The sequence below is a fragment of the Nocardia sp. FBN12 genome (genome assembly GCF_054031145.1).
On sequence record NZ_CM132926.1, the window covers coordinates 7009037 to 7020914 of the forward strand.

Genomic DNA, 11878 nt, shown 5'->3' on the forward strand with positions numbered 1-11878 from the left:
AGCAACCTGTACCTCTCAGTAATTCTCAGTAACTCTCAGTAAAGGGGATCCACACCAATGTCGGATGTTATTGCGTCTAATCGGGACTCGGTTGATACCGGCGCCCAGGACATGATTGCCACTGCAAACCAGCTGGCCGATAAGCTGCAAGCCTTCCACAAGAAGGTTGAAGCAATTGCCGAGAAGTGGGGCGGTAGCGCACACGAGGCCTTCACGCAGATGCAGGGCGAGTGGAATTCGCAGTCCGGGCAGCTGAATACGACGCTGATGGAAGCGGCAAAGCTCGTTCAGACCGGCAACTCCGAGCTGCACGACACCGACAAGTGGTTGTCGGGCAAGTTCGTCTGACACCGAGCGCACAAAGTTCGGCCTCAGGGTTGTGACCCTGAGGCCGAACTTCGTTTCGCAGGCCTTCTACTGGATTCGCTTGCTCAGAATCGGAACCAATCGGTCGACAAGTAGTTGCTCCGATTTGTCGGACCAATTCCTGATAGCGGTGACAGTCGCAGGGTCGTCGACCACGATAACGGTGGCGTTCGATGTGGTGATTGCTCCCGGGAGCCCGAGCAGCCCTCCGCCACCTGCCTTCGCATCACTCCGAATGGCGAGGATGTAGTCGCCACTCTTGAACTTCGAAAAGATGCTGTAGCGCTCATCGCTGGTGACGTTGCGCGGTGACGGTTCGTCAGACGATTTCGTCAAAGCGGGGCTGTATACAAGGCCAAGATCACTGAAGAAGCTTGTTTGCGTCGTTGGCGACAAGTACATCGCCATGTCCAGCTCGAACCCACTACCATCGGCGACGTCAACCATCGCAATCGTCTTACCGGCGAAGCTGGGGTTGGCGGCACGTGCCTGGTCGACAGGGCTGGAACCGCTGGGGGTCGATGAATGAATCGCCGATGGATCAGTATCGCCGCCCTGGCTCTGCACCGCGAAGATACCGATAGCCACTGCCACTGCGACGACAGCTACCGCAGCACTGGCAATAATGAGCTTGGACCGGCCTTTGGGAGCAGCCGGGCGAAACGCTGTATCGAAACGCTCGGCAGGAAATTGCGGTGCCGCAGTGTGTGGACCAGTCGAGGTTGTGGTATGAAAGCCACTCGACGGAGCCTGTTGGAGTGATTGGATTGGATACGTAGGGCTGGTATTCGTGGACGCGGGCGAATGGCCGGGCATCAGCGCATTTGCGGCGGCGTCGGTGAATTCACGGCAGGACCTGAAGCGATCCGCAGGATTCTTGGCCATTGCCCTCGCGAATACGGCATCAATCGCAGGTGGGAGACCGATATTGACTGCGGTGGCGCTGGGTGGGGGCTCATGGAGGTGGCCCATCATCACCATTGCCGGTTGAGTGGCGGGGTAGGGATTCCTCCTTGTTAGAAGCTTGAAGAATGAACAAGCCAAGCTGTAGACATCCGCACGATGATCGAGTGGCGACCCGGCGAGTTGCTCTGGTGGTGCGTAAGCGATGGTGGCCAGGAAGCTTCCGGTTTGGGTGAGCTCCGTCGCATCATCATTGGACTTGGCGACGCCGAAGTCGGTGAGAAATATCCGCTCCTCCTCGCTGTCGATGCTGGAGAGGAGGAAATTTGCTGGTTTGACATCGCGATGAAGCAAACCCTTGCGATGTGCGTAATCCAATCCCTTCCCCACTTCGGAGACAATTCGAAGTGCCCGAAGGGGATTCATCGAATGGGGATCGCGCGCCATCTCCGCGGAGGCATCGGTGCCTTCCACATACTGCATGGCAATCCACAGCTGGCCATCCTCTTCGCCTCGGTTGAAGACCGACACGATGTTGGGGTGGTCAAGGCCGGCCGCGAGATTAGCCTCGCGTTCGAACCTGGCACGGAATTCCGCGTCACGTGACAGTTCGGGGCTTAGGATCTTGAGCGCATCCATCCGTGGCAAGCTGGGGTGCTTGGCGAGATATACGGAGCCCATACCGCCAGCTCCGAGTATCCGCTCGATTCGGTAGCCGCCAACGATGGTGCCAGGAGTCATCGCCACCGTGATCGTCTCCTGTCCTGCATCAGTAGAGCATATTGGTTCATGTCGCTGGCCAGCACTGCACTGCTACTGACTGTTCGCGAGGAGAGCATACTGGGCCGCGGCACGTTGATGTGCGTCGGTGAGCTGATCGCTTTCGACGGTTGCTACATACTGACGGTATGTGATGGCACAGCGGAAGCGCTTTGTCTTGTAGTCATCCTTCGGATTCTCACCGCATCGTGCCTCTGGCAGCACCGGCGGTTCAGCTGCGACGCCAGGATAGTTCCGTTCCAGGATTCGCGATGCCAACATGCTGGCCCCTGCTCCATCGCGGGCACGGTACAACATGTTCGTGCTGGACATGGATGTCGATTTGGAGAATCGGTCGACTCCGGCCTCGGACATCACGGTTTTCCAGTGGTCCTGCGGCCCGACGTTGTGGAGGAACCCTCGCACTGTGAAGGATGCTTGGTCACCGATATTCGGTGCACCAAACCCTTCAGGGTTGAGCGTACGGCGAAGCATCTGGTCGGGGTCGTCCGGGAGGAACAGCATCTCGGTGGGAGGGAGGGCGGGAATCTGATCCAGGAGCGGCAACTGCGCAGCGTACGCCTTCTGCGCGAGATCAGTCAGGTCTTCGAGCTTGGCTTCGGCGGTGCCCATATACAGATTGACGACATAGCGGCCGTAGGCCAGTGTCGACCCAATGGTGGGTACCCCTGGGCGCCAATGTGAATGTGCCGCCGGGTATTTCGGCAGACTGACTTTCTGGTTGGCATCGGCAGCTATGGCGAAGTCGGTCTCGTCGATCTCGGTTGCGGCGCGCTTCGCGGCCTCCTCGTCCGGAAACTGCATCACGGCTACGGTGGTAAAAGTAGATCCTGGGGGAGTCTTCCCTGATGAATCGTTTTCTTTGTCGCTGGACCCCGCGCCGAATCCGAACATCATCTTGTTCCGCTCGAGTACTGGCTTGTTGGCGTTCGCCAGAAGTTTGGTCGCCTTTTCGGCGTCCAGGAAAGGAATTGAACCCGTTCCAAACTTTAAACGGGCATCAATATCCGGTCCGATGACTACGTGATCGGCGAGCCTCATCAGTGCGAGATTCGAGGCGCCTGAGAGGTCGTTGTGATAGTCGAATCGCATATCCAGCGGGGCCGTCGCGTTAGCGTACGACCCGGTATCCAGAGTGCGTACATCCAGTTCTCCGGGCAGCGCGGTAGCGGTTGTGGATGAACCGCAGCCCGTAGCGGTGAGCGCGGCGACCAATGTGGCCGCGATGCATCCAAAAACGCGGATTCTTGACGAAGGCATCGACGATCCTCGGCTTTTCTTATGCATCATTTGCTCTTTGTGAGAATTGTGTACTGAGCCGAAATTCGCTGATGCACGTCGGTGAGTTGCGTTGCGGCGACTTGGGAAGCGTATCGGCCGTACGAAACGCTGCAATAGTACTTCGTAGCGAACTTGTTCGGTCCAACGTATTCCAGGCACTGTGCAATTGGTAAATTGGCTGGAGCGGGGGCGGTCCGTAAGAACTTGGATGGCTCCCCGTAGTAGTCTGCAATCTTTGCAGCAGCATCATTGTCTTTGGCCCTGAAGACAAAGTTGCCCGACCAGGAGACTCTGTCTACCCCGGTTTCTTCGAATAATGCGGCCATCTTATCTGTGTCGCCAAGGAGTTGGAGGCCGCCGTGTCGGTCGTATACGCCCGGAATTCCACGCTGATTCTCGTCCGCCGTGACGGTTGACATCGCGAGACCGAGCATTCCGTCCATATCCACGTCGATATCCATCAATTTATCGGGTGCGGTGGGAGTGTATCGCTGAAGGGCTGGAGCGATCTTATTTATACTGTTCTGCACTCTGGATATGAGCTCGGCCTCATCTGAGGTTTTCAGCGTCCCCATGACGCTGTCGTAAACATACGTGAATATCACGAATCTGCCGACCGGCTTCCACGACTTGATTTGTCCGGGCCATTTCGAACTAACCTGCGCGCGAACATTTGTAAGACTTCCGAAGCCGTCGCCGACTGCAGCGGGTCTAGCGTCTGGATCGGTAGCCGCCTCCTCGGTGGCGAGTACCTCCGCGGCCGTACTCGCATCCTTTTCGGTATTGAATATCATGACGACATTGTCGAGCTCGTAAGACAGGCCGGGTTCTGCGTTGGATCGAGCAGTGGAGACAAACCCTGACATGAACCCTTTGGCGGATTCGGTCAATTTATTCGGGTCAGCGTTCATGCGTGATTTGATAGCGGATGAGTCGAACCCCGTGAAGATGCGTATAGCGCCGCTCATCGAGGGTGGCGCGTGTACCGCGTCGGGTTCGATCTCCATCGGTAGGGGAATCTTATTGCCGAGTCGCATAGCTTCGACGGCGTGTGCCATGTCGAGATTCTTAGGTTTCCCGAAGACTTTGGGCTCTGTTTGGAGATTCCCCACATCGAGTTTGCTCACGTCGACGGACTGGGCGCCGGGCGACCCATCCGCGTCGGTCTCGGACCCGCATCCGGTGGTCGCTGTGATCGCCACAGCGAGCCCGACCGCAAACAGCGCCGAACTCGTTCTCCTCATGTGATTCCCCTCCGTCGTGAGGCGACCCGCGTCCTGCCCTGCGGGGGCCGCGTGTTGGTGCCCGCCTTGCTCCTGCGGCCCAACTGCTGGGGAGAAGATAGCATTCGCACCGACCGGTGTGCTCGGTGCTCACCGCTCCATGCACCTGAGCTGCGGTTGGCATGGAGCTGACTTGCCCGCCTGTGCCGCGAGTGGTCGTACGTGGGCGTGAGTTCGGCTGCGGTAGAGCTCAATCGGAACATCCGTAGGCCGCGATCAGCTGTTGGCGAACAGTGCATATTGTGCTGCCGCACGTTGGTGGGCATCCAGCAGTTGGTTACCGCTTACTATTCCGACGTATTCGTTGTAGGCGACGATGCAGCTGAAGCGTTTCGAGGCGCCGGGGCGCTTGTTCTCTATGCAGGCCGAATCGGGGAGGTTCGGTGGGGCTGCGGCCTCGGCTTCTACCTGCCAGGGGAACATTTTTTCGTTGACCGCGCGGCGGGCCGTTTGCTCGTCGGGGGTGCGGATGCCGATCGAGCCCCAGGACAGGGCTACCTGCTGAGCACTCATCTTGGTGAGCTGCTCGTCGATGTAGTGGCGATCGGTGGGGAGCTGGTCGCCGGCGTAGTGCAGGATGCCGTGTTTGCCGGTGACCAGGTAGTAACCCGCGCCCTCGGGGTTGGCGAGCTGGTCGGGGTTGAGGGTGCGCATCAGGAGGTGGTCGGGGTCGAAGGGCAGGGTCATAACCTGTTCGTCGGTCAGGGGTGTGGTTTTGGCGAGGGCCTCGATCTGCTCGGTGTAGGCGCTCGCGGCGAGGGTGGCGAGCGCTTGCTGATCGGGGGTGGGCACCGAGAGCAGGAACGCGATCACGTAGGGGCCGTGGGGGAGCACGGTTCGCAGGAAAGGCGAGTCGGGCCGCCAATGTGACAGGGCCGCAGGGTGTCCGGGGACGGCGACCGGCTGGTTGCGGCCTTGCGTGGCGCCGAAGTCGGTGTCGTAGAACTCTTTCGCCGCGGCAGCGGCGCGATCCGCGTCGGGGAACTGCATGACCACCGTGGTGGCGGTGAGCCGGTTCTCGGCCTTCTTCGTCGGCCAGTCTCCGTAGGTTTCGACGCGTGAATCCTTTGCGGCACCGCTGGATTCGAAGCCGTACAGCATCTTGTGTTTCTTCGAGACAACCGACATCGCGTTCTCGTCGCCCATCTCTGAGGGCATCACGCCCGCGGAGAAGGTGGTCCCGCGTTTGCCGTAGACCATCTGAGCGTCGATGTCGCGGGAGTTGATCACATAGTCGGCGATCCGCATCGCCGCCACGTCGTACATCGAGTAGAAGGCGGGGACGGGATCGTCGTCGTGGGCGTTGAGGGGCTCGGTGGGGTACGCGCCGACGTCGAGTGTTCGGACATCGATCTCGCCGGGCAGCGCCTGGCCGGACAGCGAGGAGCCGCACGCGGTGAGGACCGTGGTCAGCGCGGCGATCAGGGCGTAACGGATTCTCATTTCGCGTTCACCAACAATGCGTACTGGGCGGAGACCCGCTGCTGGGCATCGAGGAGCTGGTTCGACCAGACGTAGGCGGCGTACCGGTCGTAGGAGACCGCGCAATAGAAGCGGATCGCGATCCGTTGCTCCCGGCCGATGTATTCCTTGCACCGGGCGCTCGGCAGGTTCTTGGGTGCGGCGGAGGCGGTGAATTTGCGGGTGATGCCGCCGAGTTCGTCACGGACGCCCTGGGCGGCCGCGATGTCGCGGGCCCGGAAGACCTCGGCGCCGTCGTTGGCGTAGAGGTCGATGCCGAAGTCGTCGATCATTTTCGCGGTGCTCACCGGGTCGGAGAGGAAATGTCGGGCGGTGCGGCCCGCGTAGACACCGGGTGGGTTGATCCAGGAATCCTCGCGGGGGCGGGGTGCGGTGCGGCCGAGCATGCCGTCGCGATCGCGTTGCAGGCTCATCAGCTCGGTGCTCGGGGTGGGGGTGAACTTCGCGACCGCGGGGACGATCGTGTCGAGGCTCTTGCGGGTGAGGTCGAGGAGCGCCTGCTTGTCGACCTTCTCCAGCCAGATCTTCAAGTAGTCGTAGAGCCAGGTGTAGATCACCAAATGGCCGGTGGCGAACCAGGATCCGATCGACTGCTGGTCGGGCTGCCAGTGCGCGGTCGCCGCCGGGTAACCGGGGATCTCGATGCGCTGATTGTTCGGGGCGTAGCCGAAATCGAGTTTTTCCAGCTCGGTGGCGGCGGTCGCGGCCTTCTGCGCGTCGGGGAAGATCATCACCGCGTTGACCATGTCGAGGCCCATGTTCTTTGGCTTCGTCTCGGCCGAGCTCACGAATCCACCGATGAAATCAGGGGCGGCCTCGGCGAACCGGTCGACGGCCATGATCTTGCCGAGCGCGGCTTCGGCGTCGAGGAAGACCGACGCGATCGACGGATTGGTGTGGATGAACCTGGGATCGATGTCGGCAGGCGTCGGAACGAAGTCGCCGAGTCGTTCGGCCTCGATGAATCGGCCCTGGTCCAGGTTCGCGACCGTGCCGACCTGGCGGGGTTCGGTCGGATAGTTGCCGACGTCGAGCGAGGCGAGGTCGACGGGGGCGTCGGTGGCGGCGATCTCGTCGGGACCACCGCACGCGGCAACAGTGGTCAGCAGCGCGGTCGCCAGGACGCAGACGACTTTCGTGGCTCGCAATTCATTCCTCCCCGAAACGATTGTCGGCGGAATCCTACGTCACCGCATTCGAGGAGTGGGGCCGAGCGAACCTACAAACTGTTGGCCAGCAGGGCGTACTGGGCGGTGATCTTCTGGCGGACCTCGGGTTCGCCGTCGGCGCTGACCATCGCCAGATAGCGCTTGTAGGCGACGTAGCAGCGGTAGACGTAGTCGTCTTCGGAGTTGCCGTTGTCGTTGAGTTTCAGACAGGTCGCGGTGGGGACGTCGGCGGGGGCGGTGATCGGGTCGTAGTGACCGGCGGAATCGATGAGGCCCCGCATGAGGGATTGGGCGGCGGACTGGTCACGTACCCGGGTGACGGCGCCGCCGTCGACGACTGCGTAGGCCTCGACTCCTGTTGCCTCGACGAGGTTTTGGCGGGTGGTGAGGTTGGCGGCCTTGTTGATGAGGTGTTCGGGGGCGTAGGAGGCGAAGGAGTACTGGCCGGGGTGCATGGCGGAACGGTTGTCGACTACGGCGCGGGCGAGTAGCCCGGCGGGGTCGACGGGTAGGTCGGCGAGCTTCTCGGTGGGGGTGGGGTCGAACTTCGACAGCTGGGCGAGTTCGGCGGCGATGTTCTTGTCGATCCAGGAGGTGAGGTCGGCCGCGTCGGCACGCGGACGCTGGATGAACAGCGAGATCACGAACTCTTTGTGGGCGAGGAAGGCGCCGATGGTGGGAACGCCTGGGCGCCAATGGAGGTAGGCGTCGGGATATTTGGTGGAGGCGAGTTTGCGGTTGTCGGGGGAGACGGCCAGGTCGACGTCCTCGAGTTCGCGCGCGGCGAGGGTGGCGGCGGCCGCGGTGGGAAAGCGGAACAGGGCCGTGGTCAGGGCGGTCGCGTCGGGGCCGGGGCGGGTCTCACCGTCCGGATCGGCTTTGTCGGCGCCGAGCGCGACGTAGCCGGTGAGGAATTTGCGGTTCTCCAGAACAGGTTTGGACACGTTCGCGACGAAATCCAGCGCACGTTCGACATCGGGGATGACGACACCGCCGCGGCCGTGTGACAGCGACGGATCGATCCGCACCGCGGGCACCACGGCCGCCGACATCCGCGCACCCTCGACCAGCGCGCCTTTGTTGCCCGCGGTGTCGGTGTAGGTGTGCCGATCGGTGGCGAAGGTCCCGGTCTCCAGACCGCGCACATCGGGCTCACCGGCGACGGGTGTGCCGCTGACGGCGCAGCCGGTGAGGGCGACGAGGGCCCCACCCAGGGCGAGCGCGACGCGAATTCTGGTCGAATCGATCATCAGGTTCCCCTCGATGTTCCTCCCACAACACCTATGAAGTTACCGGACTGAACCCGCCCAGGGGGACTGATGCGGGGTGCTTGCCATACTCTGGATGACATGGCGACCCCCCTGCTGTGCAGTTCCGGTGGAGGCCGATACCTGTGAGGGATCGGCAGGTCGAAGTGGTGCTCGGAAGTCACGCGGTGGCGCGGGTCGCGGGCGCGGTGATCGTGGTCGCGCATCGCGGGCAGGGCAAGCTCACGCCCGGCGATACCGCGGCGATCGCGCTGGAGTCGTTGGCGGAGTTGGTGCGTGACGCGCACGAGCAGGCGCCGTCGGGGCCGGGTTCGGTGGTGGCGCGTGAGGCGACCCGCTGGCTCATGAAGTACGCCGAGCAGATCTCACCGGGTGTGCCGATCGATTTCGGGGTGCTCTCGGCCGCCGACAACGGCGGCGTGGCGATCTTCCTGCACGGCTCGGTGACCGCGGTGCTCGCCGACGAGCGCGGGCCGGAGTACTACCGCGGTAGTGACGCGGCGTTCACCGTCGACCGGGTGGCCTCCGAGCCCGCGAAGGCGGTCGCGCTGTTCGCCGACGACGCCAAGGGCCGCATCCCGGATCTGCCACCGGAACGCGGAATCGGTTGGCTGGTCGAAGGAATCGCGCAGGCGGGCGGGGCCGTGATGTGGTCCAACGATGTGCGCAGCCGGGTGCGGACCGCCGAACCGGTAGGCCAAACCAGAAGACCCCCACCGCCCACCGCCCGCATAGATCGGGAACCACAAGCACCGCAACCGGATTCACGCCCGGCCGAGCAGCCTTCGACCGGGATGCAGCCCGCGACCTCGATGCTGGACGCCGTCACCGGCACCTCGCATGGCACGGTCGACACCCCCGTCGCCGACCCGCACACCGCCGAAACCCAGCACGCCGGAACCAATCCCGCGCCCGAACCCGATCCCAACCTGCAGCGCAGGCTCGAGGCCACCGCCAAGTCGACGGTGCTCGCGGTGAAGGTGATGGGATTCAAGTGCGCGCGTGCGCATCCCAGCGATCCGCGCTCGGCGTTCTGCACGGTGTGCGGCATGCCGGTCGACCAGACCCAGGCGCTCGCCGAGGTGGTCCGCCCGCCGCTCGGCATGCTCGTGCTCGACGACGGCATGACCTACCTGATGGCCGCCGACGCGGTGATCGGACGCGACCCGGAGAACTCCGACGCGGCCCAGCGCGGCCTCATCCCGCTGCGCATCGACGACACCTCCGGCGGCATGTCGCGCGCGCATGCCGAAGTGCACCTGGTGAATTGGGACGTGCAGCTCATCGACCGCGGTTCCACCAACGGCACCCGCAGCAGGCACCCCGGCTACCGCGACTGGGTCCGGCTCACACCGAACCAGCCCATGGTGCTCGTCCCCGGCACCGAGGTCATGATCGGCAACCGAGTGTTGCGCTACGAACCAGCCGCACCACCACCGTTCGGCTGACCCCTACTCGACCACCTGCACGCCGGGTACGGTCCTCAGTCGGCGAGGTGGATCACTTCGGAACGAACTGCCATCGCGGGTAGTACGCATCGCCCGGCCTCGAGTGATGCGTGCAGTACCCATTCGGATACGCATCTCGATGTGCATCGCGGTATCTTGCGCAGTTCTCGAGTGTGTCGAATGTCAGCGCGACGGCTTGCGCGGGCGTTGTCAACGTAGCGCTCAACGCTATTCCGGCCAGCCCGGTGATCAACAAGGTTCTAGTTCTCGACATTTTCCCCCCAAGTGTCCATTTCGATCCAGGGTATGGTCGGCAAGACAGCCAGGTCAACCAGTATTTGTTCGCTCTGCTGTTGCTTACTCGTACCTTGCTGAGCACGGTGCGGGGCCGCCCAGCACGCCTGCGCGAAACGCGTCAACGCGGGCGAATCCGCTCGGGACCGTTTTCGCTTCGGTATCGCTAGCGGCCAACCCGTCGGTGAGCAGGCCGGATACCGCCTCGTCGAGGTCGCCTGCGGCCAACATGATGTCCCCCTCGGAAACGGGGCGATCCGGCCGCGCGAGTTCGCGGCTGACAGCACCGGACAGGCATGCGGCCCTGAGTCCGGTTTTCGCTCCGATCAGCGGTTGACCCTGGCTTTTCTGCACGGCCAGCGTATATCTCGATATAACCGCGATGTACGCGTTGTAATCGCCGCTGACCTTTACCGGCAACGGGCCGTCGTCATCGGTCGAGACCGAGCCGCGTTCTGCCAGCCCTGGAATGTCGATCGCGATCTTGTTGCTCGAGGGGCAATATGAAACGGGTTCGGTGGGGACGCCGTTTTCGCAGGCGATGACGGCACCGCTGTAGCTGAACTCTGGATGAGGGTTGGTCGGCATGATCGATGCGAGAGCCTTGCCCAGTTCGACCAAGTTGGATTTCGAAACCTCTTGTTCGCCGGATTCTCCGCCGTAGCTCTGCGGGAGATTGCCGCGGCGTGAGTCGATCTCGTCGGAGTCGATGCCCTTGCAGCCGCGCGGTCCGTCGGTGAACCCGATCTGCACCGCGGTGACCCGTTCGAAGGCCGAACCGTGCACGCTCTCCGGATCGTCGGGATCGGAGTCGCGAATCGAAACAGTAGCGGCGAGAACGGAATTCAGGCCGTCGGAGGTGTTGATCGTGAAGTGCTCGGAGTTGCCCTCGGCGACATGACGCATGAACGCGCCCGCGAAGCAGTCGGCCTGCTGTTCTTTCACCAGGACCGGCGTCTTCTTGGTGACCATCTTGGCCATGGTCTGGATGGCGTGACCGTATTCGTGGGCGAGCACCATCACCACCGACATCGTCCCGAAGGTCTCGCTCATGGTCGGCAGCAGCATCTCGCGGTCCCAGCCGATCGAGTTGTCGCTGCGGCAGTAGGCGGCATTCACGAGGTGGTAGGTGGTTTCGGAGCAGAATTCGACCGCTTCGCTGCGGGCCGCGCGAGCGTTCCAGGAGATCAGTTTCTCGACCGGATCGAAGGTCTCGCCCGGGAATTCGGTGCCGAAGCCGGACTGCCAGTAGGACTGGATGTCGTCGATCGCGTTGAGCGCCAAGGTGTCCACCTCGCCACCGTCGCCATTGGACGCGGTGAGCGGCGAATCCGGGACGCCGGGACGCGGCCCGTTGGGTCCGCCGGTGGTCGGTAACCCGGCCACCTGGAACGGATCGTCGTAGATGGAGACCCCGTGACCATCGATCGCCCGCGTGCAACCCACTCCGAGCAGCGCGCATAGCGCCACAGAGATCGCAATGAACACTTGAGCTTTCGGCATCGGTCCCCCTGGTCGGCCGGATACACGTGCAGGTCGATCGCCGGATCAGGTATCGAAGCCGTCTCGGGGGCACCGCCGATGTCCGGGCGATGGCATAGTAT

At 62.7% G+C, this 11878-nt stretch carries 9 protein-coding genes; 2 read left to right on the forward strand and 7 right to left on the reverse strand.

Annotated elements, in window-relative coordinates:
• The first annotated feature begins 57 nt into the window (after positions 1 to 57).
• Positions 58 to 348: a WXG100 family type VII secretion target gene (locus ACWZHB_RS32870; RefSeq protein WP_427905581.1), complete on the forward strand. Its 291-nt coding sequence runs from the start codon at positions 58 to 60 to the stop codon at positions 346 to 348.
• 66 nt (positions 349 to 414) lie between these two features.
• Here ACWZHB_RS32870 and ACWZHB_RS32875 read toward each other — a convergent pair whose 3' ends face one another.
• The 6 genes from ACWZHB_RS32875 to ACWZHB_RS32900 all read right to left on the reverse strand — a co-directional run bounded on the left by ACWZHB_RS32875 (position 415) and on the right by ACWZHB_RS32900 (position 8514).
• Complete coding sequence (locus tag ACWZHB_RS32875; RefSeq protein WP_427905582.1) at positions 415 to 2010, reverse strand: serine/threonine-protein kinase; 1596 nt, start codon at positions 2008 to 2010, stop codon at positions 415 to 417.
• A 72-nt stretch (positions 2011 to 2082) separates the two neighbouring features.
• Entirely contained in the window at positions 2083 to 3339 is a 1257-nt protein-coding gene (locus ACWZHB_RS32880; protein ID WP_427905583.1) for a DUF7373 family lipoprotein, read from the reverse strand.
• Positions 3336 to 4574, reverse strand: a complete 1239-nt coding sequence (locus ACWZHB_RS32885; protein ID WP_427905584.1) for a DUF7373 family lipoprotein — start codon at positions 4572 to 4574, stop codon at positions 3336 to 3338. Before ACWZHB_RS32885 ends, ACWZHB_RS32880 begins: the two co-directional genes overlap by 4 nt.
• A 255-nt stretch (positions 4575 to 4829) precedes the next feature.
• Positions 4830 to 6056 (reverse strand): DUF7373 family lipoprotein, encoded by a 1227-nt coding sequence (locus ACWZHB_RS32890; protein ID WP_427905585.1) that lies wholly within the window; start codon positions 6054 to 6056, stop codon positions 4830 to 4832.
• On the reverse strand, positions 6053 to 7243 hold the full coding sequence (locus tag ACWZHB_RS32895) for a DUF7373 family lipoprotein (protein WP_427905586.1): 1191 nt from the start codon (positions 7241 to 7243) through the stop codon (positions 6053 to 6055). Before ACWZHB_RS32895 ends, ACWZHB_RS32890 begins: the two co-directional genes overlap by 4 nt.
• Positions 7244 to 7314: 71 nt before the next feature.
• Positions 7315 to 8514: a DUF7373 family lipoprotein gene (locus ACWZHB_RS32900; protein ID WP_427905587.1), complete on the reverse strand. Its 1200-nt coding sequence runs from the start codon at positions 8512 to 8514 to the stop codon at positions 7315 to 7317.
• Positions 8515 to 8657: 143 nt separating this feature from the next.
• Between ACWZHB_RS32900 and ACWZHB_RS32905 the strand changes: the two genes are divergently transcribed.
• Positions 8658 to 9980: an FHA domain-containing protein gene (locus ACWZHB_RS32905; RefSeq protein ID WP_427905588.1), complete on the forward strand. Its 1323-nt coding sequence runs from the start codon at positions 8658 to 8660 to the stop codon at positions 9978 to 9980.
• A 357-nt stretch (positions 9981 to 10337) separates the two neighbouring features.
• On the opposite strand, the gene ACWZHB_RS32910 is transcribed toward ACWZHB_RS32905, so the two are convergent.
• Positions 10338 to 11777 (reverse strand): neutral zinc metallopeptidase, encoded by a 1440-nt coding sequence (locus tag ACWZHB_RS32910; RefSeq protein ID WP_427905589.1) that lies wholly within the window; start codon positions 11775 to 11777, stop codon positions 10338 to 10340.
• Positions 11778 to 11878: the final 101 nt, after the last annotated feature.